The 26,011-nt window shown below is 57.5% G+C and carries 24 protein-coding genes, 1 tRNA gene and 1 riboswitch; of the genes, 5 read left to right on the forward strand and 20 right to left on the reverse strand.

The annotated features are described in order from the left end of the window. Window positions 1-41: 41 nt before the first annotated feature. Genes cobF through cbiE form a run of 6 tightly spaced genes read right to left on the reverse strand, consistent with a single transcriptional unit; the run spans window position 42 to window position 5,167 of the window. A complete protein-coding gene (gene cobF / locus ACR0EO_RS00245; protein WP_480686389.1) occupies window positions 42-785 on the reverse strand; it encodes a precorrin-6A synthase (deacetylating) in 744 nt (247 codons plus the stop codon). Beyond that, the gene (gene cobA, locus ACR0EO_RS00250; RefSeq protein WP_480686390.1) at window positions 778-1,506 is read right to left on the reverse strand and encodes a uroporphyrinogen-III C-methyltransferase; all 729 of its coding nucleotides are present in this window, start codon (window positions 1,504-1,506) and stop codon (window positions 778-780) included. Before cobA ends, cobF begins: the two co-directional genes overlap by 8 nt. Further along, the gene (locus ACR0EO_RS00255) at window positions 1,503-2,819 is read right to left on the reverse strand and encodes a cobyrinic acid a,c-diamide synthase CobB (protein ID WP_480686391.1); all 1,317 of its coding nucleotides are present in this window, start codon (window positions 2,817-2,819) and stop codon (window positions 1,503-1,505) included. The genes cobA and ACR0EO_RS00255 overlap by 4 nt, the downstream gene beginning before the upstream one ends. Next, a complete protein-coding gene (gene cobM, locus ACR0EO_RS00260; protein ID WP_480686392.1) occupies window positions 2,812-3,606 on the reverse strand; it encodes a precorrin-4 C(11)-methyltransferase in 795 nt (264 codons plus the stop codon). Before cobM ends, ACR0EO_RS00255 begins: the two co-directional genes overlap by 8 nt. Then, window positions 3,603-3,971: a cobalamin biosynthesis protein gene (locus tag ACR0EO_RS00265; protein ID WP_480686393.1), complete on the reverse strand. Its 369-nt coding sequence runs from the start codon at window positions 3,969-3,971 to the stop codon at window positions 3,603-3,605. Before ACR0EO_RS00265 ends, cobM begins: the two co-directional genes overlap by 4 nt. Next, the gene (gene cbiE / locus ACR0EO_RS00270) at window positions 3,968-5,167 is read right to left on the reverse strand and encodes a precorrin-6y C5,15-methyltransferase (decarboxylating) subunit CbiE (protein ID WP_480686394.1); all 1,200 of its coding nucleotides are present in this window, start codon (window positions 5,165-5,167) and stop codon (window positions 3,968-3,970) included. The genes ACR0EO_RS00265 and cbiE overlap by 4 nt, the downstream gene beginning before the upstream one ends. Between cbiE and ACR0EO_RS00275 the strand changes: the two genes are divergently transcribed. Next, the gene (locus ACR0EO_RS00275; protein ID WP_480686395.1) at window positions 5,166-5,897 is read left to right on the forward strand and encodes a cobalt-precorrin-6A reductase; all 732 of its coding nucleotides are present in this window, start codon (window positions 5,166-5,168) and stop codon (window positions 5,895-5,897) included. The genes cbiE and ACR0EO_RS00275 overlap by 2 nt on opposite strands. On the opposite strand, the gene cobJ is transcribed toward ACR0EO_RS00275, so the two are convergent. From cobJ to ACR0EO_RS00315, 8 genes are all read right to left on the reverse strand, one after another. Beyond that, entirely contained in the window at window positions 5,888-6,652 is a 765-nt protein-coding gene (gene cobJ, locus ACR0EO_RS00280) for a precorrin-3B C(17)-methyltransferase (protein WP_480686396.1), read from the reverse strand. The two genes, ACR0EO_RS00275 and cobJ, sit on opposite strands and share 10 nt — an antisense overlap. Then, window positions 6,649-7,377, reverse strand: coding sequence for a precorrin-2 C(20)-methyltransferase (locus tag ACR0EO_RS00285; RefSeq protein WP_480686397.1), 729 nt, complete (start codon window positions 7,375-7,377; stop codon window positions 6,649-6,651). The genes cobJ and ACR0EO_RS00285 overlap by 4 nt, the downstream gene beginning before the upstream one ends. Next, the gene (locus ACR0EO_RS00290) at window positions 7,374-8,003 is read right to left on the reverse strand and encodes a precorrin-8X methylmutase (protein ID WP_480686398.1); all 630 of its coding nucleotides are present in this window, start codon (window positions 8,001-8,003) and stop codon (window positions 7,374-7,376) included. Before ACR0EO_RS00290 ends, ACR0EO_RS00285 begins: the two co-directional genes overlap by 4 nt. Beyond that, the gene (locus ACR0EO_RS00295; protein WP_480686399.1) at window positions 8,003-9,130 is read right to left on the reverse strand and encodes a cobalamin biosynthesis protein CobG; all 1,128 of its coding nucleotides are present in this window, start codon (window positions 9,128-9,130) and stop codon (window positions 8,003-8,005) included. Before ACR0EO_RS00295 ends, ACR0EO_RS00290 begins: the two co-directional genes overlap by 1 nt. Beyond that, on the reverse strand, window positions 9,127-12,420 hold the full coding sequence (gene cobN / locus ACR0EO_RS00300) for a cobaltochelatase subunit CobN (protein ID WP_480686400.1): 3,294 nt from the start codon (window positions 12,418-12,420) through the stop codon (window positions 9,127-9,129). The genes ACR0EO_RS00295 and cobN overlap by 4 nt, the downstream gene beginning before the upstream one ends. A 3-nt stretch (window positions 12,421-12,423) precedes the next feature. Beyond that, the gene (gene cobW / locus ACR0EO_RS00305; protein ID WP_480686401.1) at window positions 12,424-13,479 is read right to left on the reverse strand and encodes a cobalamin biosynthesis protein CobW; all 1,056 of its coding nucleotides are present in this window, start codon (window positions 13,477-13,479) and stop codon (window positions 12,424-12,426) included. Window position 13,480: 1 nt separating this feature from the next. Further along, window positions 13,481-13,855, reverse strand: a complete 375-nt coding sequence (locus ACR0EO_RS00310; RefSeq protein WP_480686402.1) for a DUF1636 family protein — start codon at window positions 13,853-13,855, stop codon at window positions 13,481-13,483. 93 nt (window positions 13,856-13,948) lie between these two features. Continuing rightward, window positions 13,949-14,157: riboswitch (cobalamin riboswitch) on the reverse strand. Between the two features lie 73 nt (window positions 14,158-14,230). After that, window positions 14,231-15,115: a LysR substrate-binding domain-containing protein gene (locus ACR0EO_RS00315; RefSeq protein WP_480686403.1), complete on the reverse strand. Its 885-nt coding sequence runs from the start codon at window positions 15,113-15,115 to the stop codon at window positions 14,231-14,233. 102 nt (window positions 15,116-15,217) lie between these two features. On the opposite strand from ACR0EO_RS00315, the gene ACR0EO_RS00320 reads away from it, so the two are divergent. Next, the gene (locus ACR0EO_RS00320) at window positions 15,218-16,174 is read left to right on the forward strand and encodes an NAD(P)-dependent oxidoreductase (RefSeq protein ID WP_480686404.1); all 957 of its coding nucleotides are present in this window, start codon (window positions 15,218-15,220) and stop codon (window positions 16,172-16,174) included. 1,060 nt (window positions 16,175-17,234) lie between these two features. On the opposite strand, the gene ACR0EO_RS00325 is transcribed toward ACR0EO_RS00320, so the two are convergent. The 5 genes from ACR0EO_RS00325 to ACR0EO_RS00345 form a co-directional block, all read right to left on the reverse strand. After that, window positions 17,235-18,221: a zinc-dependent alcohol dehydrogenase family protein gene (locus ACR0EO_RS00325; protein WP_480686405.1), complete on the reverse strand. Its 987-nt coding sequence runs from the start codon at window positions 18,219-18,221 to the stop codon at window positions 17,235-17,237. Window positions 18,222-18,304: 83 nt separating this feature from the next. Next, a complete protein-coding gene (locus ACR0EO_RS00330; RefSeq protein WP_480686406.1) occupies window positions 18,305-19,150 on the reverse strand; it encodes an enoyl-CoA hydratase/isomerase family protein in 846 nt (281 codons plus the stop codon). A gap of 92 nt (window positions 19,151-19,242) precedes the next feature. Then, on the reverse strand, window positions 19,243-20,031 hold the full coding sequence (locus ACR0EO_RS00335; protein ID WP_480686407.1) for an SDR family NAD(P)-dependent oxidoreductase: 789 nt from the start codon (window positions 20,029-20,031) through the stop codon (window positions 19,243-19,245). A gap of 12 nt (window positions 20,032-20,043) precedes the next feature. Continuing rightward, window positions 20,044-21,009, reverse strand: coding sequence for an LLM class oxidoreductase (locus tag ACR0EO_RS00340; RefSeq protein WP_480686408.1), 966 nt, complete (start codon window positions 21,007-21,009; stop codon window positions 20,044-20,046). Between the two features lie 13 nt (window positions 21,010-21,022). Beyond that, window positions 21,023-21,799: a CmcJ/NvfI family oxidoreductase gene (locus ACR0EO_RS00345; RefSeq protein WP_480686409.1), complete on the reverse strand. Its 777-nt coding sequence runs from the start codon at window positions 21,797-21,799 to the stop codon at window positions 21,023-21,025. 107 nt (window positions 21,800-21,906) lie between these two features. On the opposite strand from ACR0EO_RS00345, the gene ACR0EO_RS00350 reads away from it, so the two are divergent. Further along, a complete protein-coding gene (locus tag ACR0EO_RS00350) occupies window positions 21,907-22,818 on the forward strand; it encodes a LysR family transcriptional regulator (RefSeq protein WP_480686410.1) in 912 nt (303 codons plus the stop codon). Between the two features lie 658 nt (window positions 22,819-23,476). Here ACR0EO_RS00350 and ACR0EO_RS00355 read toward each other — a convergent pair. Further along, a tRNA-Cys gene (locus ACR0EO_RS00355) sits at window positions 23,477-23,550 on the reverse strand. Window positions 23,551-23,778: 228 nt separating this feature from the next. Between ACR0EO_RS00355 and ACR0EO_RS00360 the strand changes: the two genes are divergently transcribed. Together ACR0EO_RS00360 and ACR0EO_RS00365 are read left to right on the forward strand one after the other, a co-directional pair. Continuing rightward, window positions 23,779-24,432 (forward strand): protein-L-isoaspartate O-methyltransferase family protein, encoded by a 654-nt coding sequence (locus ACR0EO_RS00360; protein WP_480686411.1) that lies wholly within the window; start codon window positions 23,779-23,781, stop codon window positions 24,430-24,432. A gap of 96 nt (window positions 24,433-24,528) precedes the next feature. Then, window positions 24,529-25,947: a TolC family outer membrane protein gene (locus ACR0EO_RS00365; RefSeq protein ID WP_480686412.1), complete on the forward strand. Its 1,419-nt coding sequence runs from the start codon at window positions 24,529-24,531 to the stop codon at window positions 25,945-25,947. Window positions 25,948-26,011: the final 64 nt, after the last annotated feature.

The raw sequence follows: 26,011 nt of genomic DNA on the forward strand, positions 1-26,011 counted from the left end.
ACACACAATCACGTGGGCAATCGATTGCGCAGCCCGATGGTTCAGGCCGCGTTCTTCTTCAGCAGATAGATATCCATGATCCACCCGTGATCAGCACGAGCACTGGCGCGGGTGTCCAGAATTTTCTGTGCAACATCGACCAAAGGCCCTTGGATCAGAATCTCTTCTTTCATGCCAACATAGGCGCCCCACCATATGTCATACTCAGCCATATCCAGGCTTTGGAAGGAACATTCTCCATCCAGCATAACCGCTACTTTTGAGGCGTTTACGGGCCAACCTTCATCTCTAATGCGTCTGCCAGTGGTAACGATGTATGGAGCGCCCAAATCGTTGATTGGAATCGCATGCGCTGCCGTCAGTGCCTGCAGCGCCGTGATACCCGGGATCACCCGCGTTTTCGGTTGCGGGTCCAGGCGCGAGGCAATCCGCAACGAACTGTCATATAGCGAAGGGTCGCCCCAAATCAGCAGTGCTACTTGTTTCGCTTCGGGGTGGGCAGAAATGGCTTCTTGCCAACGCAGAGCGATGGCGTCGTGCCATTCGTCAACGCCCCTCAGGTACCCATCGTCAGCACGGCGTTTGGGGATGTCAAAATAGGCGGTTTGGGGGGGCGTGTCTGTTACCGCAGCAATGATCTCTTCACGCAGTCCAGCAAGATCAGCTTTGTTCTCGCCTTTGTGGGGAATCAATATCAGATCCGCATTTCGGATAGCTTGCGCACCTTGAAAGGTCACATGATCAGGGTTGCCCGTGCCTATGCCGATAAGGTTCAGATCAAACATCGTCGAACTCTGCCAGAGGGCCGTAAAGGATCAGCGCCGGGGAGGTACCAATCTCGTTTTCCAGCTTTTCGGAAAGCCCGCCGATAGTTGCGCGATGCAGTTTCTGGTCTGGTGTCGAAACTGACTCGGCCATCAGAGCCGGCGTATCCAACGGGAGGCCGTGCTCATGCAGCGTCTTCACCAGCAAAGGAAACGTCCGCTTGCCCATAAATACCACAGTTGTTGCATCCGGGTCGGAGAGTGCGGCCAGATTCAAGTCTTCAGGTAGTTTGCCACTGACATCATGCCCCGTCACAAACTGAACTCTTCGGGCAGTTAGTCGTCGTGTCAGCGGAATACCCGCCGCCGCCGCTGCGGCCACGGCTGAGGGAATTCCGGGGATGATTTCATATTCAATGCCGGCTTCGCGCAGGGCGACCAACTCTTCTTCCAACCGGCCGAACAACCCGCCATCACCAGATTTCAGTCGTACAACGCGAGCGCCAGTCTTGGCATAATCCACAAGCAGGCGGCTGACATGATCTTGCTTGGGCGAAGGGCGCCCGGCGCGCTTGCCGACACCAACCAGATCGGCGTCGTCGTGCGCGTGGCTCAGGATTGGGCCGCTGCTGAGATCGTCAAACAAAACCGCATCAGCTTTTCTCATCCGGTCCACAGCTTTAAGGGTCAGCAGTTCCGGGTCACCGGGACCGGAGCCGATGAAAGAGACAAATCCGCTCATGCCGAAGCCTCCGCGATCAAGTGAAAGAACGTGCCGGTCACGTTGCCGCGAACTGATCCTGTTTGAGGGCCTTCTGCACCTTCGGCGTCAAAAACTCGGGCCAACGGTGGGTCGGGTTGCTCGACAATCGATGAATAGTGAAACTCGTGCCCTCGAAGAGCTGCCCCTTTGGTGAAACCAGGCATAGGCGTCAGCAGTTCTGCCTTTCTATAGCCAAGGTTGAACTTGCGCTTCTGGTAAGAGGTCACCAAACCCAAAAGGCCGGCCATCTGGTGTTGAACGCCATCCTTGTCGATTAGCGCTTGTCCCAAAGCCATGTATCCGCCGCATTCGCCATGAACGGGCTTGGTCTCGGCATGCCTGCGCAAACCGTTTTGGAATGTTTCAGCGGACGCAAGCGTCCCAGCGTGCAGCTCAGGATAGCCACCAGGCAGCCAGACCAGGTCAGCATTTTCAGCAGGGGCTTCATTCGCCAAAGGCGAGAAAGGCAGGATTTCAGCCCCAGCCGCCTGCCATCCCTTTAGCAAATGCGGATAGGTGAACGAGAAAGCGGCATCCCGTGCGAGTGCAATCCGCTGGGCAGGTGGGCGCGGCAGCGCGGCCGACGATGGCCCAATGGGGCCTGAGGAGGCCGCCTGTTTGATTGCCTCAAGATCCACGTGCTCACGTAGAAAGGCAGCATAGCCGACAATCGCGCTTTCCAAATCCGGATGCTCGACGGCTTGGATCAGCCCCAAATGGCGTTCGGGTAAAGTCAGATCTCCGCGACGTGGCAAAACACCCAGAACAGGCAGGCCGGCGCGCTCCATTCCCAACCGGGTCAACCGTTCATGGCGAGGGCTGGCGCAGCGGTTCAGGATCACGCCCGCAAAAGGCAAATCTGGGTTGTACATCTTGAAACCTAGCGCGGTCGCTGCGGCTGATTGGGCCTGTCCACCTACATCCAGGACCAGAACGACAGGCCAACCCATACGCAACGCGGTTTCGGCGCTTGAGCCATGTCCCAGTTCCCCTGGTTTGGCGACGCCGTCAAACAGACCCATCGAACCCTCGGCAACGACGATATCTGCTCCTTCGGCTTGCGTTGAGATGGCGCTCAGCAATGGATCACCCATTGCCCAGCTGTCCAGATTGAACGAAGCCCTGCGTGCCGCTGCCTGATGAAAGGCAGGGTCGATGTAGTCCGGTCCACTTTTAAAAGGCTGAACGGCCAGCCCATCTTCGGCCAGTGCGCGCAAAAGGCCCAGCATGACCGTCGTTTTGCCGGTGCCGGAAGATGGCGCTGAAATCAAAATGCCCGGAGGGTTAGTCATCGCCGTGGCTCCAGCTCGACCATGGGCTGTCGGCGCTCTGCGGGCGATAGCGACGGTCGTAGTCTTTCGAATACAGACAGCTTTCGTCAAAACCTTCACCAGCTAGGGCAGGGCCAACCATGATCAGCGCGGTACGCGAAATGCTTTCGTCCAGCGCCTCTTTCAATGTCGCCAGCGTTGCTCGGATGATCCGCTCATCCGGCCAGCTGGCGCGATACACCACGGCCACCGGGCAATCGGCGCCATAGGCCGGGCTTAGGTCGGCAATGACTTTGTCCAGGTTGCCGATCGACAGGTGGATGGCGAGTGTTGCACCGGTGCGGGCGAAGTTTTCTAATGTTTCGCCTTCGGGCATCGACGATGCGCGTCCCGGTGTTCGGGTCAGTACGACCGACTGAGCCAGTCCCGGTAGGGTCAGTTCGGTGCCCAGCGAAGCCGCAGCAGCGGCAAAGGATGGAACGCCAGGGGTCACGCTGACAGGGATGCCCATCTCTTTAAGACGGCGGATCTGCTCGCCCATCGCCGACCAGACAGACAGATCGCCGGAATGCAGCCGGGCCACATCCTGTCCTGCTTTATGCGCAGCCTCGATCTCGGCCATGATCTGACCGAGATCCATTGGCGCGGTGTTCACGATCTTTGCGCCTTCGGGGCAGTGGCCGAGAATTTCCTCGGGCACCAATGAACCCGCATAGAGACACACAGGGCAGGACGCGATGATGTCACGGCCCCGTAGGGTCAGCAGGTCGGCAGCGCCCGGTCCGGCGCCGATGAAATGAACGGTCATGTTTGTCCTCCGATGGCGACGGCGCAAGTGGCAAGCCGATCGTCTGAGATATGTCTGGGTGAAGTGAGCCGCGCGCCGGTACCGGCCGCGGCAAGGGCGGATGCTTCGGCCACGCTGCCGGTGCCATATGTGGCACGACTGCGGTTCGAGCAAGTGAGAGTGCGCTGCCCGGCCAGATCGGCGGGCGTAACGAAATGCAAGGGCAGGGCGGCCGTCGCGGCAAATTCGTTCAGAGCGGGATGGTCTTTTTTGTCAGCAACAGTTGCAAGCGCTTCAACGCGCAAACCGACACTGGCCCGGTCAAAGGCAACGCGCAGGCTTTCTGCCGTGGCGGTTGAAGAGAAACCGATGCCAGCCACGATCATAGGGTGACGCTCCACTGCACGACCGGGTACGCGGATTTCCATCCGCGCCGAGGACCAAGTGCCGACGCTTGGGCCAGTTCGATACGCAAGAGCTCGCCACCCAGTGACTCGTGCCATTGTGCCACCAGTGCTTCGCTTTCCAGTGTCACTGCATTGGCGACCAGCCTGGTTCCGGCGGGCAGTGCGTCGCGAAGCCATGCCAGCAGGTTGGGGCTGAGCCCACCACCAATGAATACCACGTCAGGCAGAGCAAGCCCGTGTAGTGCATCCGGTGCGGTGCCGTGGATCACTTTCAGCCGGTCCTGACCAAGCGCATCAGCATTGCGGCGAATACGTTCAGCGCGATCCGCGCGGGGTTCGATCGTCGTCGCAGTCAAGGTTGGGTCGCACATCAGCCATTCGATGCCGATTGAGCCGGTGCCACCGCCAATATCCCATAGGTGCTCGCCCCGCTGAGGTGCCAGCGCCGACAGTGTAAGAGCCCGAACCGGACGCTTTGTGATCTGCCCGTCGGTTTCGAAAATCTCATCCGGTTTCCCTGACGCTTTGGGAAAGGCGCGTCCTTCGCCCGCAACCTCAAGGCCGACGCATACGGGATGGTCAAAGCTGCCTAAAAGCGCCTCGGTCAGGGACACGGTACGTGATCGTTCACGGGGACCACCAAGCGCCTCCATCACGTGCAGGGCGCTATCTGCAAAACCGGTTTCGGTCAGATAGGTTGCCAATTCCGCCACGGCTGCTCCATTGCGCAGCAACAGAATTGCACGCAGGCCCGGCGACAGGTGTGGCCTAAGCCGGGTTAGCGGCGCCGCGTGCAGGCCAAACGTCAGTGTACTCTCCAGCGGCCAGCCCAATCGCGCGGCTGCAAGGGAAAAGGTCGACTGACCCGGCAGGGCCGTCCACTCTCCGACCTCGAAATTGCGCGCGATGACCGAGCCGGCGCCAAACCAGAAGGGATCACCAGAGGCCAAAACAACGGTTGGCCGCCCGCGGAATCCAGTCAGGATCGGAAAGCCATCAGCAAAGGGAACGGGCCACTCGACCCTCTCTGCATCGGTTTCCGCGACCAGAGACAAGTGGCGCGGTGGGCCCATGATGATTTCAGCGCGCTCCAGCACTTGACGGCTTGCAGGGGGCAGTCCATCCAGTCCATCTTCGCCCAACCCCAGAACGGTCAGCCACGGAGCTTCAGACATGACAAACCTCCTGATCCTCGGCGGCACGACCGAAGCCAATGCGCTGGCCAAGGTCGTGGCTGAGCATGACTTTCCAGCGACCTATTCTTACGCGGGGCGTGTCGAAAATCCGCGACCGCAGCCATTGCCGGTTCGTGTCGGTGGATTTGGCGGCATCGACGGACTGACGAGCTATTTGCGGGATCACTCGATTACCCATGTGATTGATGCCACTCACCCCTTTGCAGCGCAGATGAGCGGGAACGCCATCGCGGCTTGCGAAAAAGCCGGAGTGCATTTGGCCGCTCTGACGCGCGCGGCTTGGACTGCGCAAGATGGTGACCGCTGGACTCATGTCCCTGACATCGATGCAGCCGTTACGTCGCTGTCTGGTACGTCTCAGCGTATCTTTCTGGCCGTTGGACGAATGCATCTCGAAGACTTTAGCGTTCAACCCCAGCACCATTACCTTTTGCGTCTGGTTGATGAGCCTGACAGTTTGCCGTTGCCGAATTGTGATGTGGTTGTCTCGCGCGGGCCGTTTACCGTTTCGGACGATCTGAGGCTGATGCAGCATCACGGAATCGAGCTGGTGGTGTCCAAGAACGCAGGCGGCACCGGTGCGCGCGCCAAGCTGGACGCCGCGCGTGCTTTGGGCCTGCCAGTGCTTATGATCGACCGCCCGGTCCTGCCGCAGCGGACGGAATGGTCGAGTGTTGCACAGGTTCTGGACTGGTTGGATCATCCCTGACCCTCGTCCGGGGTGAAACGCGGTGTGTACACTATTGGGGCGCCGCTGCGTTCGATCACGCGAGTACGCGATGAGCCAACGATAACCACGGTCTGCATATCCGCCATCTCTGGGGTGGCTTCGGCCAACGTCGAAATCCGAATTGCTTCGTCTTCGCGCGAGACGGCGCGGGCGAACAGGATCAGTCGCTCTGGCTCGCACTCTTCGCGCAGGATTTCCAGCGTCTTTACAAATCCTTCGGGCCTGGATTTCGAGCGTGGATTGTAAAAGGCCATGGAGAAATCGGCTTGCGCTGCCAGACGTAAACGCTTTTCGATCAGTGACCACGGCTTTAGGTTGTCGCTGAGGTTGATGGCGCAGAAATCGTGCCCCATCGGAGCGCCAGCACGCGCAGATGCCGCCAACATCGCGGTGATCCCTGGCAGCACATCGATCTGAATCTCCCGCCATTCCAGCGGTCCGTTTTCCAGCGCTTCGAAAACCGCAGCGGCCATCGCAAACACCCCCGGATCGCCCGAGGATACAACGACCACCCGTTTACCTTCGGCTGCCATTTGCAGGGCATGCTGAGATCGGTCAATCTCAACCCGATTGTCACTGGCGTGCAGCGTTAATCCTTCGCGCTGGGCCACACGCGCGACATAGGGAATATAGCCTACGACATCAGTCGCCTCGGCCAGAGCGGCCGTGACCTCAGGGGTAACCAGAGCTTCGTTGCCGGGGCCAAGGCCCGCGATCTTGACCCACCCGCTCATGGCCGACGCCCCTGCCCATGAACGATGATGATCGAGAAATATGGAGTGACCTTGTCGCACGCCTCAGACAGTTTGGTCACTGTCTGGTCGGGCATTTGCGCGAATTCAACGATCCAGGCCCGGTCATACAAACCAGCCGTTTGTAGCGCCCGCTTAACCTTGTCGATATTGCGGCCGATCTTCATCACGACCAGAGCGTCTGTCTGTGCCATGCGCTGCGCCAGATCGTCCTCGGGCAGGGTGCCTACCAATACGGTCAGTACGTCATCGCCCCAAGTGATCGGATCGCCGGTCGCCGTCCACGCGCCGGACATGCCGGTGATGGCAGGCACGACTTCAACATTAGCTTCATCGCGCAAGCGGCTATAAAGGTGCATGAAAGAGCCGTAGAAGAACGGGTCGCCCTCACACAGAACCACCACGTCTTCGCCCTGATCCGACAGGGATTTCAGATGTGCGGCGCAGTCTTGGTAAAAGGCCGAGAGCAATTCGTTGTAACGCGGATCGGTCAGCGGGATTTCGGTGGTGACCGGGTATTCCATCGGGAATTCCACTGCACCGTCGGGGATCATGCCGTTGACGATCTTGCGCGCCTGACCGCTGCGGCCCGGTTTGCGAAAGAAGGCCACGTGGCGGGCATTGCGCAACAGGCGGTCGGCCCTGACGCTCATCAGGTCTGGGTCACCGGGGCCGAGGCCCACGCCGTATATCTTACCCGCGCTCATTCGGCACGGCTCGCGATAGCGTTGACGGCGGCGACGGTGATGGCACTGCCGCCCAGACGGCCTTTGACGATGCATGACGGTACCGGCTGGGCCTCCCACAAAGCATCTTTGGACTCGACCGCGCCGACAAAGCCAACTGGACAGCCGATGATGGCGGCAGGGCGTGGGCAATCGGGGTCTTCAAGCATGTTCAGCAAGTGAAACAGCGCAGTGGGCGCGTTCCCGATGGCGACAAGAGCGCCCTCGAGGTGGGGACGCCACAGTTCCAGCGCTGCGGCCGAGCGCGTGTTGCTCATCTCAGCGGCCAGCGGACGTACGCGTTCGTCGTGCAGCGTACAGATCACTTCGTTGTCAGCGGGCAGGCGGAACCGGGTCACACCTTCGCTAACCATGCGCGCGTCACACAGGATCGGTGCGCCGTTCTCTAGCGCCGTTCGCGCAGACGAGACAAAGCCCGGTGAGAAATGAACGAACTCCTCCAGCCCAACCATACCGGCGGCGTGGATCATGCGGACGGCGACCTGCTCTTCGTCGGCGTCGAACCGGGCCAGGTCGGCCTCGGACCGGATGGTGGTAAAGCTTTCCTTATAGATCGCCGCGCCATCGGTTTCGTATTCATAGGGCATCAGGTGAAGTCCATGGTCATAAGTGTTTCGGGGCTTAGCCCGCGCTGGCAGGGCTCATCCCCCGCGCGGCCCTGTTTGACAAGATCAAATCGTCCATCGTGGCCGACTAAAGTGACATCCGCGACGCCCATCCGGGCGCATCCTTTGGAACAGCCTGAGACATGCAGAATGCCAGAGACTCGAGGCGCTAATGCGCGCGCGATGTCGCGGGTTTCGGCTTGCGCCTGAGGGCAGAACGGTGCGCCGGGGCAAGCGTCGGTGGTCATGAGCGGGTCGGTGCCATCCGTGACAAAATCCGGGGTGTATATCGCCGCCGCGCCTTCCAGAAGGATCAGTCGCCACGGCGTGACCCGTAAGGCAGAGGCACCGCTGGTCTGGATCAGCTCATAGAGCTCCTGAGCGGGCAATTGCCCAAAGGGGGCACCATAAAAAGCACCCAGATTGCAGCTGCCTGGCTGAAGCGGTGCGCCGTTAGGCCCGGGGGCGTGGCCTTGCCATTCTGACGGCAGGGTTTGCGTGGCGACCACTCGAGCCATGCGCCGTGTCTCAGATGTGAAATTCTCAGAGAACCAGTCCGCCAGCGCGATCAGTTGGTCGACGGCCTCTGCCTCTGAAACGAGCCGCCCGGTTTGTGCACCATCAGCGCGCAGGATCAGGCCATCGGTCGCAGTCTCAAGCCGGATGTCAGCCGAGTCCCCAGCCAAAAGGCGCTGGGCTCCGGTATCGATGGCGACGCCGAACTTGGCGGGTAGGGCGGGCAGCTCAGCCAGACGGTCAATGAGTTCTTGGGTCAACCGCGCTGTCAGGTCGCCCGCCTGATAGAGCGGCGTTACCAAGATGTTGCGACGCACCTCGATACCGGGTTCCGCGTCCAACAAGTCGAGCGCTGAAAGCTCGGCCAGCAAGGGCTGGTGATCGGTTTCCTTCACCCCGCGTAGCTGAAGGTTTGCGCGGTTGGTCAGATCGATCGTGCCATTGCCAAACCGATTGGCCAAATCACACAATCCCAATGCCTGTTCGACGTTCAGGCGCGCAAGCCGAGGGCGAACGCGAACAACCAACCCATCACCTGACATCATCGGGCGATGCGCTCCGGGGCACCAGCCTTGAACGATAGGCGCGCTCATCTCAGCCCCTCCAGATCGGCCCGGATAGAATTCCGGCGCGTGTTCCAAAGACCTGCTTCCAACAATGCGCGGAACCGGTCCTGCATCGCCTGATGGGCCTTTGGGTTGGCCTCTTGCAGGAACGCATCCACCTCTTCGTTGCCAAGGGTGGCGTCGTGATAGAGATCGAACAAATGCGGCGCGACCGTACCGGACAAATGCGCAAACGAAGCCATGTGGTCCAGCGTTGCCGCGATCTCAGCAGCCCCCCTGAACCCATGCCTTTGCATTCCGCCGATCCAATCGGGATTTGCTGCTCGGGCATGTACAACGCGGCTGATCTCTTCGGGCAGGGTACGCGCACGCGGATTCTCCGGGTTGGTATTGTCCAGGTGGTAGAGCTGCGCCGTGCCGCCGGTGATCTTCTTGGCAGCGGCGAACCCGGCCTCGTGCGTTGCATAATCGTTTGCCAGCAGCAAATCGGTTTCGGTCAGATCCTGCAGGTGTACAAAGCTGTCCGCGTTGGCGACACGCTCGGTGATGCCTGCTTTGTCCTGCGCAATATGTTCGCCTTCCAAAGCAAAGGAGCTGGCCTCAAGCCATGCTTCGCCAGCCTGCGCCCGAGCCTCATCCGTGTAGGTTTCGGAAAGGTGGGTCATGTTCAAGCCATAGCTTCCCGGAGCAGGACCAAACACGCGCGCTGCCGGAGCCTGACCGGCGTAAGGGTTCCAATCCGGTGCCTCATCACGGTCAGCCAACGCTCGAACGGCTTGTCCGTAGAGCGCCGAAAGCGTTGGGAATACATCGCGGAACAGGCCCGAGACGCGCAGTGTTACGTCAAGGCGCGGGCGGCTGAGGTCGGTGATCGGAAGAACTTCAATGCCCGACACACGCTCGGACCCCTTGTCCCAAACCGGTTTCACGCCCAGCAGGTGCAGCGCCATGGCGAACTCTTCACCCGCCGTGCGCATTGTTGCCGACCCCCACAGGTCAACAATCAGCCCTTTGGGATAGTCGCCTTCTTCCTGCAAGTGCCGACGGACGAGTTCCTCAGCCAGCTTCACCCCTTGGGTATAGGCCGCGCGGGTTGGGACCGAGCGCGGGTCGGTGGTATAGAGGTTCCGACCTGTCGGAAGCACGTCCGACCGGCCGCGATAGGGCGAGCCGGATGGCCCGGCCTCAATCCGCTTGCCAGCCAGCGCGTCGAGCAGCGCGTTGCGTTCGGCGTGCGCCGAGGGTGCAGGGTCGAAATTGCCGGTCACTTCTGGAACGCGGCCAAAGATGTGCAGCCCGTCCCCGAACTGGCTTTCCTTGATGTCACAGACAAAGCGGTCGATGCGGGTGATCGCCTCGGCAGTGCAGGTGGCCTGATCAAGCCCGAGGTCGCTTTCTAACCCGATGGCTTGCGCTTCGTCGCGGATGTCCTCTTGCAGGCGGTCACGACGTTTAGGGTCGAGACCATCGGCGTTCGAGAATTCGTCCAGCAGGGATTCCAGCCGCACCATCCGATCGGGTGTACCACTTTCTTTCATCGGTGGCGGGATGTGGCCAAGTGTTACAGCGCCGATCCGCCGCTTGGCCTGCGCAGCCTCGCCGGGGTCGTTGACGATGAACGGGTAGATCACAGGCAGATCGCGGATCAGAACCTCGGGCCAGCAGTCGCCGGACAGGGCGACCGACTTACCCGGCAGCCATTCCAGTGTCCCGTGCGCGCCAATATGGATCAAAGCGTCGGCACCGAGGCCTTTGCGCAGCCAAAGATAAAAGGCGACATAGCTGTGGCGCGGGGTGCGCGACAGGTCGTGATAATCGTCGTCGCGTAGCTCAGGTGTACCACGCTCGGGTTGCAACGCCACCAAGGCTTTGCCTCGGCGCATGGCGGTGAAGTGGAACGCACCATCTGAAAAGGCTGGGTCGTCCTCGGGAATGCCCCAAACTGTTTTCAGGTCTGCCCGTAGTTGTTCAGGCAGCTCTGCCAATTCGTTCTGGTAGTCCAGCAGCGACCACGAAATACGAGCGTCCAGCAGGGTTTCAGCAATCGGCTCTGCCGGTGCCGTATCATAACCTTCGCCTTCAAGATCTGACAGCATCGCCTCGGCCGAGGCCAAGGCGTCCAAGCCGACTGCGTGGGCCATCTGCCAGTCTTTGCCGGGATAGGCCGACAATACCAAAGCTGGAATCTGATCAGCCTTGGATTTGTCGTTGAGGTTTAGCCAACCCGTAACGCGGTCCAGTATCGCTTCGATGCGCTCAGGCTCGGCTCGGTGGGCGAAACGGGAATACTCCAGATGCGGATCGCGCTTGCCCGGTTCTTTGAACGATGCGATGCCCGCTGAAATCCGTCCATCAACTTCGGGCAATACGACATGCATCGCGAGGTCAGCAGGGGACAGGCCGCGTTCCGCCTCGGCCCATGCTTTGCGGCGGGACGTGGCAAGAGCAACCTGAAAGACTGGTACATTCGCAGCGTCCAAGGGCGAAGTGCCCGACGCGCCCTTTCCCGAGAAGGACGTTGCGTTGATGATCGCTGACGGGTTCATCGCAACGAGACTGTCGCGCAACCAATCAGCGGCTGCCGGAGCTTTCAGGGATGGCGCGAACATGCCGACGGCCTCGAGCCCACGGCCTCTTAAGCTACGGATCAGGGCCGCAACCGGTGCGGTGTCGGCTGAGGTCAGATAGGCGCGGTAGAAGGTGACAACGATGCGTTTTGAGCTATCGGTAAAAGCAGTGTCCGCGGGAATTACGCCCCGGTCTGGGCACCACGCACCGCATTCGGGCAGGGTCTTGGCCCCCATCACCGGACCGGCATACAGGCCAGCTGCCAAAGCCATCTGTGCCAAGGCGGCCTGAGCCGCGACTTCTCCGCCGGTGTCGCAGAGATGTGCCAATCGGCGCAGGGTCGAGACTGGTAGAGTCGAGTATTCGTCGAGCCTTGTGTCTTCACGCCCGTCCGCTGGCAAAACAGCCAAGGCAATACCCTTGGCTTGCGCAAGCGCCAGAACCTGCTGCAACCCGTAGGTCCAGTAAGGCACTCCGCCGATCAGGCGAATTAGGATGCCCTTTGCGCCCTCCAATGTCTGTTCTACATAAGTGTCGACGGACAGAGGGTGTTTCAGCGCGGTCAAGTTAGCCAATCGCATCGTGGGCATACGCCCCTCGGGGCCTCCACCACGATGCCAGCCTGCCGCGAAAGCGCCAAGGTCACTGTCCGAGAAGGACAGCACCACCAAATCCGCTGGGCTCTGGCCCAGATCGGTTGGGGTTTCAGTTTCTTCTAACCCGTGGCTTTCGCGGAAGACGACGTGCATGGCTTACTCGGCAGCCTCGGTCACACCCACGAGAATATCGCGGATTGCAGCCTCTTTGATGTCGTCATGCTCGGCGATGACAACCAGACGCGAGCGGCGCTCTTCACCCGGCTCCCACGGACGGTCGTACTGGTGACGGACGCGCGCGCCAACAGCTTGCACAAGCAAGCGCATTGGCTTGCCTGCGACGGCAGCATACCCTTTGACACGCAGGATATTCAGTTCATTGGCCAGGCGTTCGATCTTGGCAACCAAATCGGCTGGATCGGACTGTTCTGGCAACTCAACGATGATGCTTTCGAAGTCGTCATGCTCGTGATCATGGTGACCGTCGTGATGCGACGGACGGGCGTCCATGTCGTCTTCTGCAGCGGCTTCTAGGCCTAGAACAACGCGTACGTCTACGGCACCTTCGGCAACCTCGACAACGGGCAGGGGGCGCGGCGCTTCGGCGGCGATGACCGCTTTCGCTTTGGCAACACCTTCTGGACCGGCCAGATCGGGCTTGGTCAGCAGGATGATGTCGGCGCAGGAAATCTGATCTTCAAACACTTCAGACAGAGGCGTTTCGTGATCGATCGAGTCATCGGCCAGGCGCTGGGCGTCTACGGCCTCGACATTCGGGGCAAAACGACCGGCAGCAACAGCTTCGGCATCGGCCAGAGCGATCACGCCATCGACCGTAATTTTCGAACGGATATCTGGCCAATCAAACGCTTTCAGCAGCGGCTTGGGCAGGGCGAGACCGGACGTTTCGATCAGGATGTGATCGGGGCGCGGCTCAAGCGCCATCAGGGCCTCGATGGTCGGGATGAAGTCATCAGCCACGGTGCAGCAGATGCAGCCGTTTGCCAGCTCCATGATGTTTTCCGCTGGGCAATCCGGGATCGCGCAGGATTTCAGGATGTCGCCGTCAACACCAACATCGCCGAATTCGTTGACCACAACCGCCAGACGCTTGCCCTGTGGGTTCTGCATCAGGTGCTTGACCAGAGTGGTTTTGCCCGATCCCAGAAAGCCGGTGATCACTGTGACGGGAAGTTTTTCGAGATTCGACATTTTAGGCTCCAATCGGGGGAATACGGGCAGCGCAGTTTTTGCGGAAGTGTTCTGGACGCTCACGCCATTTGACCAACCCATCTTCGGTGGCCAGATATTTGGTCACACCTTCGACGATGGTTTCGACGTGATCGGTTTCATTCAGGTTTTCGTACACGAAGGTCCAACGAGACGGCCCACCACGAAGAACGATCGAGCACCCCTGATCGCAGTTCGACAGGCATTCGACTGGTTTCAGTTCGATTCCATTGGGTAAATCGGCGTTTTCCAACGCTTTGTGCAGCAAGGCACCAGGTCGCTGCGCGTCATCCTCGACAGGCAGGCCGCGACGGCAAGTGGTACAAACCAGCAGTTCGACTGGCGTGGTCTCAGTCATGTCTCTCATCCCCCCAAACCTCTTCGTGGGGGACGGGGTTTCATGCGGGCCACGTATTCCGACATGGACCCGACACCGGAACACCCCGCCCGGTTGCAACTTCGGGTGCTGGCAGGTCTCCCGGCTTGCGGATGTCAGAGGCTGAGCTCTGGCAGGTGTCCCGCCTTCCCGGCCTTTTGGGCCAGTGGCTTTGGGCACCTTCTCCGGTCACGGTCGCGGGGGCGGCTGCGTTTGGCGGATAACCGTTGACGCATTCCCTTTTCATCCACGTTTAAATGGACACCAACGCAAGGGGACATGCGGCACGGGTAGGGGCCTTGTCAAGCACGAGACAAGGGTTGAAACCAAAGAGGAAAGAAAAGCGACCAGCCTTTGTCAATCAGCGGCATCTGTCGCCAGACGATCCCGCAGCCATGAGCAGAACAAACCAGACGCGGCCGTTCGCTGCGCATCCCCCTGAGGGCTAATCAGATAATGCGACTGGGCAAAAGGAATCGCGGGGCCGGCAATAGCGATCGGCGCACCCTGACGGATGGCGTTCTGGGCGAACCTTTCAAGGATGGTCGCGTAGCCCGCTCCTGCCATTACAAGCTGCAATGCGGCGACTGTTGTATCTACTGAATGCTGCGGCGACTGTTCGGCGGGTGTAATGGTGTTGGCTTCGAAGTAACGTGCCCAGTTGTCCTCATACCCTAGGATTTGGATCAATGGGCCACAATCGGGTGAGATTAGGTCTGGGATTTCGCTCTCGGATCGGCAGATTGGAACCAGCTTTTCGTCTGAGAGTTTTTCAGATTTGACCCCGGGCCAGTCGCCGTAACCCAGGCGGATCTCAACATCCACATCATTGGGCGCTATGCTGTCATTCCAGATATGTGACACCAACCGAACCGGTATCTCGGGATGCTGAGCTGAAAACTCGGGGAGTTCTGCGGCAATCCAATAGGTCGCCGTCGAAATAGCAGCCCGTATTGTCAAAGTTTGCCGGGATGACGGGCCGAACAAGCTGTTGGTGGACAGTGCGATATCCCCCAGCGCACGCCGGACTGTTAGCGAGTACGACTGCCCCAGTTCCGTCAAGTTCAAACGTCGCGCGTTTCGGATGAATAGCTTCTGTCCCAGTTCGGCCTCTAGTGACCTGATGTGCAGTGAAACAGCCGTTTGAGTCAGGCCAAGTTCTTGCGCTGTTGTGGTGAAGTTGAGATGGCGTGCGGCGGATTCAAAACTGCGCAGCCATACTGGGTTTGGAAGTCTGTCCATTTATCACCAAAATAATCCGATCATTATGGGCGTTATTATTCATTTTAGTTTCTGCTTGGCAACGGGGATACTTGGAACCAACACGACTAGCTGGAGGAAAAAATGAAAGTCGGATTTATCGGTTTGGGCAACGTCGGCGGCAAGCTGTCTGGGTCACTTCTGCGCAATGGAGTTGATCTGACAGTGCACGATCTCAATCCGGAATTGGTGGCGGAATTCGTTGGAAGGGGCGCCAAACCTGCGGAGAGCCCTGCACAGTTGATGCGTGATTGCGACGCGGTCATCACTTGCCTTCCGTCCCCAGCGGCTTCGGACGCGGTCATGCAAGAGATGCTGCCTGAAGTCGTACCTGGAAAAATTTGGATGGAGATGTCCACAACTGACGAGGCCGAAGCCAAACGTCTTGGCGCGTTGGTTATCGAACGCGGCGGCGCAGCAGTCGATTGTCCGGTGTCTGGCGGCTGTCACCGAGCCGCAACGGGTAACATCTCGATCTTTGCGGGATGCGATCGACCAACATTCGACAGGATTCTACCGTTCCTCACAACTATGGGCCGGCGCGTTCTGCACACGGGCGAGTTGGGGTCTGCCTCTGTTTTGAAAGTACTGACGAACTACCTCGCGACGGCCAATCTTATCACCTGCGCCGAGGCTTTGGTGACTGCAAAGGCCGCCGGGATGGACCTCAATACCACATACGAGGCGATCAAGATTTCTTCGGGTACTTCGTTCGTCCACGAGACGGAAAGTCAGGTGATACTGAATGGCTCACGGGACATTTCATTTACGATGGATCTTGTGAAGAAGGATATCGGTCTGTTTCAGGAAGTTGCTGACCGTGCTGGTGTTCCGCTTGAGATCAACCCGGTGATGATCCAGATTTTCGAAGACGGAATAGCCCGTTACGGAGACCGAGAGTTGTCCCCAAATATTATCAAACGACTGGAAGAGGCTACGGGCCTCGAAATTACAGCGCCCGGTTTTCCTCCAGAAATGCAGGATGACGAACCGGAAGAGCCCGGGTACGAAGTCATACCCCAAGGTCGTGGGGTCGAATGACGAAACGCTCGCGGGATAGAAAGTCGATGTGAATTCAGGAGAGTGGTAGCGAGTATCGGAAGCGAGAGGGTTCTTAAAACGAGCCCTCAGACAACTAGGTGGTGCTCGTTTAAGCTCAAGGCTTTGGTGGAACTATAAACGATCGATGAGGGGGCGCGGGAAGAGATCAAGCTCACTTTTACCCGTGATCCACCCTGCCATGACATTGCGCTGCCAAATCGGCAACGCATCCCACATTTCTTCTGCGAGTGTGTTGGCCGTGACCTTATCAGGCGTCCGAAAGCAATCTCCTTCTTTGGGCAAGAAGTATTCCGCTATCGTCCTTGTAGCGGTCCGTTCACTCAACTTGAATCCGTAGGGGCCTTTCAATGAATATCCAAGTTTCACGAAACCCCACAAAGCTTGTTGGAGATATCCTGGAACATCAAACGGTTCTTCCTCGGCTGAGATTTCGCCTCGGTAATCTAAAGCCTTCAAGAAATTACAGATGATCTACTCGAAAGAATACGCCGTTTGTGGGATCAAGTCTCGGAGGTGCCCTAGCACGTCACCGAGCGACGTCGTGAAGTTGTATTCCGAGGCGCTCAAGCGGAATACGCCCAGATTAAACATCAAGCCGCAGCCATGCCCGTAGGCTGACTCCGCTCTATCGTAGATTACTCTTTGAAATGTGGGATCGGACTTCCAAAGATTGTGCCGCATAGCGCAAGCAATATGATGCCCAAGCTCAAAAAACTCACGTTCATCACTAGATAGACTGAGTTTTCTCATTCTGCGAGTTGTCTTCCTGACAAGCCTTTATTGCAAGGTTTCAAGCCAAGGGGAGATCACCAACGCCGTCATTGGCGCTGTTGATCTCTCTTATTTGTTGGGTAGGGCTGCAACTTTTAAGCCAACTGTCCACTCGCAGTGAGCACCTCAGCGACCGGTCTGAGACCGAAGCAATCCGTGCTTCAATTTGCATTTGGGTCAACCAAGTACGGATAGGAGGCATCAACGGCAGCCCATACTAATTTGGTGCGCAAGGTTATGTATACGCACCAATCACCTTCGGACTAAATCACAGTTCCACAACGACTTTTCCGACCGCAGCTCCGGTAGTCAGTTGCGCATAAGCTGCGTCGACATTGGTCCAGCCAAACTTATGTTCGTCAACAATCGGTTTGAGCCCGCCGGCGTCCGCCAGTTCCGCTAGTGTCCGCAAGATGTCACCATGGGTTTGCCGTCCGACATCGTGCATCATCGGGATCAACATGAAGACGACATGCAGAGACAGACCTTTGAAATGCGCGGGCGTCAAATCAATCTCGACCATCGCAACCGTTGAAGCGACATGGCCATTGAGCTTCGCCGCTTCAAACGAGTTCGTCATGTTCGGTCCACCCACGCTGTCAAACACCACGTCAAAGCCTACGCCATCGGTGTGCTCAGCCACGTAGTCCTCAACCTTTTGCGTTGTGAAGTCCAAGGGACGCGCACCAATACTCTCGATCAGGGCCATCTGATCTGCGCCACGACCTGTCGCGGAAACGGTGGCGCCGAGGTGTCGGGCGATCTGAACGGCGACATGACCAACGCCACCGGCGCCGCCTTGGACGAGTACGGTTTGCCCTTGGTCAACACCGGCGCGCGTCAACCCTTCGTATGCGGTGATGCCAACAAGAGGCAGCGCTGCGGCTTCTCGCATGCTCAGCGTCTTGGGTTTGTGGGCAATCAAGCGGGCGTCCGCATTAATGTACTCTGCCAAAGAGCCCGGCAGGTCCACTAAGCCACCGGCACAGCCATACACCTCATCGCCTATGGCAAAACCCGTCACACCTTCGCCAATAGCGACGACTGTGCCAGCAAAGTCCATGCCGAGCACCGCAGGTAGTGCGGGGGAAAGGGGTAGGTCAGCGCCCATGCTTCGGATCATTGTGTCGACGGTGTTGACGCTGGCGGCGGCTACTTTGACAACCACCTGTCCAGAAGTCGCGACCGGGTCGGGCATTTCGGCAATCTCGAACGGCGCATCTGGCCCGTATGATTTTAGAACCATTGCTTTCATTGGTTAGTTCCTTTTTGTGACGTAATGTCAGGGGCACGTCGCAACAACGCACGCCTGACGAGATCGATGTATTGGGGGGGAGGTCAGTTGATATCCTGCACCTGCATCACCAGTTCGCCCCATTTGCGCTGGTTTTTGATGTCGTGTTCCAAGCCCTGTTCATCCGCGATGGTGAAACGTTTGACGGCCGGGGTTTTGCTGGTGGCCTGATATAGCCAGTAGGCTTCGGCCTTCAGCGCCTCATCAATGGGTTTGTCGATGGATTCGTAAACCATCTGCTTACAGGCATTGATTGACTCCGCTGGGAATTTTGCAATCCGTTCGGCCAGTGCGGTCACATATGGGCCAATTTCATCCGGCTCCAACGCCTTGTTGATGGTGCCCAAACGCTCTGCGTCATCCGCGTCATAGTCCTGCGCGCTCAGGATGATCTCGAGTGCTTTGCCAAGACCGGTTTGCCGCGCCATGCGAGAGGCGCCACCGCCGCAGGGTAGGATACCCATGCCGACCTCCATCTGCATGAACTTGTACTTTCCTCGCGCAGCAAAGCGCATGTCGAGCGCCAACGCCAATTCGTGCCCGCCACCGCGTGCAAACCCTTCCAGTTTTGCGATGGTGGCCTGCGGCACCTTGCTGATCCTTTGGCAAACCGATTGCAGGTCCAAAAGCTGTGCATCGTCACGAGATACCGCCTCGGTCGACATATCCTTGAGAAGCTCGGTGTCGTAGTGGCAGACCCAGATTTCCGGATTGGCCGATTGGAAGATTACGACTTTGGTTTCGCGGTCACGCTCCAGCCGCATTGCCAGGCTGTTGAGATCGGCCAACATTTCCTGACCTTGTACGTTCACGGAACCAAAGTTGAATGTCACGGTGGCGATGCCGTTTTCAACGTCTACGTCAAAGGTTTGAAAGTTCTCATATTTCATCAGGCAGTCCTTTCTTGGGCCTCGACGCGGCATGCGTGAGGGGTGTCGGAGAGTTAAAGGTGGAAGTGTGTGGCGCTTTCGCGCCGCGAGGGTTAGCCAGCCCGGCTAATCAAGTCCCTGATCGTGGTCATGACGTCGGCAATGTGATCTTTGTCCCGTGCTGCGGCATGCGGATTTGCGAAAGCACCAATATCATTGTCGAAATAGGCACCTGAAGCGTCGGCGAACCTCTCGCCTAGCGCTGCTTCAATCAGGATATCGGCACCAATGCTCATGTCGTTGCCGGTAACGCCAAAGCCTTCTTTCACCATCTTTGAGGCCAAAAGTGATCCGGGATTTACAGCAACGATTACCGGAGTATCCGCTCGCGATTTTGCCCAATCCAAGGTCCAGATGGTGATAGCCAATTTGCTTTGGGCATATGCTTCCATATCCGCCAGCGGCACATTGCCTTGCATGGCTTTGATGTTTACCGGGGCTTGCGCTGCCGATGACAGGTTCACAACGCGACCGTCAGCGGGAATGATCGGCAGCAGCAATTCGGTCAGCAGATAAGGTGCGAGCGTGTTCACGACAAAACGGATGTCCTGCCCATTCTCAAGGACGGATTTCGGGGCTTTCAAAACACCTGCGTTGTTGATCAACACATCCAGTTTGTCATGCTTGGCCCGTACGCTTTCGGCCAGATTTCGCACTGCGGACAGATCGCTTAGATCGGCGGCATAGGTTTCAACATCACCGCCGACTGCGGCAGCCGCGCTCTCCAATTTAGATACGCTACGACCATGCAAGAGCACTTTGTGCCCGGCGGCTGCTAGCTTCTTTGCCGTGAGCAAGCCAATGCCGTCAGTTGAGCCTGTAACGAGAACAGTTTTGGTCATTGGTCTGATCCTTTAAGAAAAGTCAGGCAGCAAAGTATCCGCCAAGTGTTCGAGGGTCGCCTCGATGGGCGCTTGATTGAACCTTAGGTTCAGTGCGACGTGATTGACTCCAAGCATTTCAATCTCGCGCAGGTAGTTGCGAAGGAAGTCAGTGCCAGATTGAAACCCAAGATGGATCGGGCGAGGAGGGGCAGCTGGATCAGCAACGACATCGACGTAAAGCGATTGCATGACCGGCTTGTCCGTTTGGCCTGCTTCCTTCACCCGTTTCCGGTAATCCGCGATGACCTGCCCCTGTGCTGCGGCGTTGCGCGGATAGGTCATCCAACCGTCGCCGTTCTGTGCCACCCAATCGGGCGTTTGCTGGCTACCACCGGTAATGAGCATCGGCAGGCGGGCTCCATGCGGTTTTGGCAATAGGTCAATCCCACCAGACAGCGTGCCCTGAGCGCTTTCATGCTTGGGATAGTCCGATCCAACCGCGCGGATGTAGTCAACGCTGTCGCGGAAACGCTCACCCCTGTCATCATAGCTCTGGTTCATCGCCGGGTACTCCTCGGGGCGGTCGCCCGAAGCTACACCCAACAACAACCGTCCGCCCGACAGCACATCTGCGGTCGCCGCTGCCTTGGCCACATGTGCCGGGTGGCGCAATGGTAGAATTACACTCGACGTTCCAAGCGCAATCCGGTCTGTCGCCGTTGCAAGTGCACCCAGATAAACAAAGGGATCGAAGACCTGTCCGGGATCACCAAAGCTTGGAACATTAAACGGCACGTCCCGCAGCCACAGTGCTGCAAACCCAAGTTCCTCTGCCCTCTGAGCCGCTTCCAGATGTTCCCGCAGCGTCGGCTCTGCGCCGACTGCGTATGCTTCAAGCGGTAACACAAGGCCGACGCTTAGACGCCCCGGGCGAAACACCCGGTTGTAGGCCACGCTCATTTGGGCAAACTCAGCTGGCTGCGTTTCATCCAACATGTCAGGACCTCCTTTAATAGCGCACCAACGTGCGGCTCTCGATGCTCTTGCGAATGGTAGTGACATTTGGATCCTCGACCATATCAAGCGCGCTATGCGCAATCGATGGCAAGCCGCGATTGTCGTAGATGTTAAAGATCGCGACCTCATCCGGCGTCATCTTGGATTGATAGATCCACTCATGTTCGGGGTTTCCCACCAGCCCCATGATTTGCCCTTTGCGTTCGGGATAGATCAGGTCCAGCAGGATCCAGTCAGACGGGTCAACCGATGATGGGCGAACAAAGCCAAGCGGAGCTGAATTGATAGGATGACCCACAGGGTGCCACACATTCACAAAAGCATAGTGACCTTGCGCCCATTCCGCTGCGGTTTCGGCGCCCAACAGGTCGACAAGCCGCTGTTCGGCTCCGTCCTTGCTATAGTCACTGTGGACGTTGCGCGCGGGTTTGCGTGTCGCACCAGGGTCATCTGTTCGAACGGTATGATCAAAGACTACAACTTCACGCACGCCCAGCCTGCGCAATAGCATTGCTGTCAGTTCCGAATCGTATGTTGGTTTCCAAGCATCGCTGGCAAAGTTTTGGACTTGCGTTTCCAGCGGCATGAATTCGACAGCATCAGATGCAAACTTAACTGTGTTGGTCGTAGCGCGGGTATCTTCTAACGCAACGGCTGTGGAGGCTAGTTCGGGGGAAACCAGATTACCAGCAATCCCGCCTGCATCTAGTTCAAAGGCTTGCCGGTAAGGCTTGTGAACGTGGTAGTTGACTGTGGCCATCCGCGTCATTTGCGCCTCCTTCCTACGCTTTGTTGCATCGATGAAAGGGATTTAACGCCAATCCATTTGCATATAAACTGCCCATTTGTGGATTGATAATTCGGGTTTTCGATATAATGGGTCTTGATACAGATGCGCTGCGATTGTTTGTGGCAGCAGCGGAAATGCTAAACATAAGCGCTGCTGGGCGCGCACTGGGTATGGCTCCAGCGGTCTCGAGCGCAAAGCTCGCCAAGTTGGAGCAGAGCCTTGGTTCCGAGCTTTTGCATCGCACAACGCGCAAAGTGTCACTGTCCGTCGAAGGTGCCGATTTCCTACCTTTTGCCCGAGAGATCATCGCACAGGAGGAGGCGGCGCTTACGGCTTTGGGCAAGCAAACAACCACCATCCGAGGCACATTGCGCTTCGCTGCGCCCAGCACGTTTGCACAGCGATACATCGCACCGATCTTGCCTAGATTTCTTCAGCAACACCCCGACCTCACACTCGATTTACGTCTGTCCGATGTTCAATTCGATCTTATCGAAGGCAGTTATGACTTGGCACTGAGGAACGCGCCGCTAGTAGACACCAGCCTGAAAGGTCGAAAACTGGCAGATGACCGGCGCGTTCTATGTGCCGCGCCGCATTATCTCGACAAACACGGCATCCCCAAAATTCCAAGCGATCTAACAAACCACCACTTAATCGCTTTCCGAAATCGCCAACCACGCCCGCTTACAGGACCTGCGGGCAAGGATGCAGTTTTCGATCCCGCATCGGCCAAGGGTCAATTGATAATCGATGACGGCCAAAGCCAGGTCTGTGCCACGCTGGCCGGGGCTGGTATTTCTCTGAACGCTCTGTGGAGTGTGCATGAGCACCTGAAATCGGGCCGGTTGACCCAAGTTCTGCCGAACTTTGAGGCCAAAGAAGATAATGTTCTTTGGCTTATCTATCCCAAGTCCAATGTATTATCCCCTAAAGTGCGGGTGTTCATGGATTTTCTGATCGCAGAGATTGGCGCCAAACCTCCTTGGGAGGATTGACCCCACAATTAGTCAAGCGCGGTTGAAAAAATCACAATGCCAAGTTCGAAGACAGGCGCTAAGCGGACGCGGCTTGACCGGGGTCACTTCTGATAGCGCGATCTCCTTCTAAACGTACTGTGAACTATTGGAGCGCGTGTTCCGCGGTTCTTTGGGTTTTGCTGTGCTGTAGGACCACGTTTCAAAATACACCCCAGAAGCAACGGTTAGGTAAATTGTCCCCAGTGCTGGTTTCCTTCAGCGACACAGGCTTTCCACTCGCAATAAACCTTAAAGGCCTCCGTATTGACCACTTCGATTGCAAAGCCATCTTCCTCGTTTCTTTCACGCGCTGAAATTCGAACGCATCGCCAACCGCGCATAGTAAATCGCTGGTAAATACTGGTGGGGCCAGCTTTCTGTCGTCGAATTGTTCAAAAAGGGCGGCGGAAACGTTGTGCCTTCCAAGCTTGGTATCTGCCCAATCACTTCTGCCCGTAGATTTCTTGAGTTGCGTCCTGCCGTAGAAAAACTGTCGCAGCTCTGTTGGTGTAGTCAGGAGCGCGGATGACTTAACTTAATTCTTCTACAGGTTATTCGCGGGGTGGTTAAACGCCTGTATCTTCCCCGAGACGCTTAAAGTTCCCAAGATACTGAGAAAAAACCAAATAAGGAGGAGTGGAGGCGAGTACCGGAATCGAACCGGTGTACACGGATTTGCAATCCGCTGCGTCACCACTCCGCCAACTCGCCTTTTCAAGTAAAATCAAATACTTGCCGTGGTGTGGGCGGCGTTTTAACACCTTTCTTCTGGGGCGTCCAGTAGGTAGGTGCTAAAAAACAAGCGCCGTTCAAAATACAAATGCGTGGCGTATGGCCAAGTTCATGCAATCTGGTGGAACTTTCAGCGTCAGAGCCGTTGCTGGTTTCGTTCGGATATGGCACAAGCCAAACATCCTTGGGACTAACACGAGCGATCCAATGACAGATTTCGCAACTCGGCGCCGCACAATGGTTGATACGCAAGTTCGACCCTCTGATGTCACGAAATTCCCAATCATCGACGCGATGCTGACCGTTCAGCGAGAGAACTTCGTGCCGGACGCGCAACGCGAAGCAGCCTATGCCGAAGGGGTGATCGAACTTGGTAACGGGCGTTGTCTGTTAGAGGTTCGGACTTTGGCCAAGATTCTGGATGCGTTGAACATCTCCAATGATGAAGTTGTTTTGGATATCGCCCCGGCGCTTGGGTATTCGACAGCAGTTGCTGCGCGCATGGCTCAGCTCGTAGTTGCGGTTGAAGAAGACGAGGATCTGGCTGGCGAAGCGCAAACGCTTTTGATGGAAGCCGATATCGACAACGCAATCGTACACACAGGTCCTTTGGAGCAAGGCGCAACCGAACATGGGCCCTATGACGTCATCATGATTCAGGGCGGCGTTCAACAAGTGCCGGAAGCTCTGATTGAGCAGCTGAAAGATCACGGACGCATTGCGTGTTTGTTCGTTGATGGAGAGCTAGGTACCGTTCGTATTGGGCGTAAAACCGGCAACCAGGTGACTTGGCGTCATGCCTTCAATGCCAACGCACCGATTTTACAGGCTTTTTCCACCGAGTGTGCATTTTCGCTATAATTCCATCTCATATTGTTGTGTTGCCTTGATTAGTTGAAAACAAACGCGCAAACTACACTCAGGGCAGCGTAATTTTGGTTTGAGAAGGATTTAGTTATGCGTTCAAGGACGGGGGGGAAGTTTGTAAAGGCGTTGGCGTTGACCGCGGGAATCGCGCTCAGTGCAGTGCCGGGGCGAACGGTTTGGGCTGATAACCTGACTGATGCCTTTATCGGAGCTTACAACACCAGCGGATTGCTGGAACAGAACCGGGCTTTGTTGCGCGCGGCTGACGAAGATGTCGCTATCGCATTGTCGGCACTTCGTCCGATCATCAACTGGACGGCGGAAATCAGTCAGGACTACACTCGTAGTAGAGTGAGCGACGTCATCAACCGAAACGAGCCTTTTACGTTTTTCACGGGACTCACGCTGACTCAGCTGATCTACGATGGCGGCTTTTCTGTGCTGGGCAAACAGTCTGCTCAGGAAACAGTGCTAGCCACACGGCAGACACTGCTGGACGTTGAGCAACAAGTCCTGTTTCGCGGTCTGAACGCTTATCTGGGTGTTCTTCTGCAAGAAGAAACCGTGCAGATTCGTTTGAACAACGTGGACGTGTCAGCAGAGGAATTGCGGGCCTCTCAGGACCGCTTCGATGTGGGTGAGGTAACACGCACCGACGTCGCGCTGTCCGAAGCCCAGCTGGCGAGCTCGCAAGCTGACCTTGCGGTTGCTCGCGGTAACTTGAGCATTGCCCAAGCTGAGTATGTCAACGCCGTTGGAAAAGAGCCTGGACGTACTGCCGGTCAGCCCAGCTTGCCGAATTTACCAGGTTCGGAAGCGGAAGCTGTAAGCTTGGCGCAACGCAATCACCCGGCCATTTTGTCGGCGCAGCATCAGGTGCGTGCGCTGGACCTGGTTGTTCAACAGCAACGTGCCAACCTTGGTCCTAATGTCAGCTTGGATGCCGACGCGGGGATTCGCGAAGACTTCGAAAACGACGACAACCTAGAAGATGCAACCGTGGCTCTGCGGCTCAATCAGCCGATCTATGCCGGTGGCCGTTTGGCCGCTAGTGTACGTCGTGCGATGGCGACGCGGGATGCGTCGCGCGCAAACTTGCTGAACGTTCAGAAGAACATTACGCAAGGCGTCGCGGATGCCTACGCTGCATTCCAGGCCGCCACTGCCAGCCTTCGAGCATCGACAGAACGGGTTCGTGCGTCGCAGGTTGCGTTTGACGGTATCCGGGAAGAAGCGACACTGGGCGCCCGTACAACGCTGGATGTTTTGAATGCTCAGCAGGACTTACTGGATGCGCAGCTGGCCGAGGTTGCATCGCGCACCGAGCGGTCTCGTGCTGCATATCAGCTGTTGCAAGCTCAGGGTTTGCTTACGGCTGAGCGTCTGGGACTGGCGGTTCAGATCTACGATCCGACTCTTTACTACAACTTGGTGAAGAAAGCTCCAGCACAGCTCAGCAAGCAAAGCCGCGACCTGGATCGTGTACTCAAAGCATTGCGCCGCGACTAAGGCGCAATACTACCGGTTGTGACGCCCGATTTGTTTGGCTACACTCATTCCTGAGGATAGAGCG

It is taken from the genome of Ruegeria sp. BE9 (genome assembly GCF_056538765.1).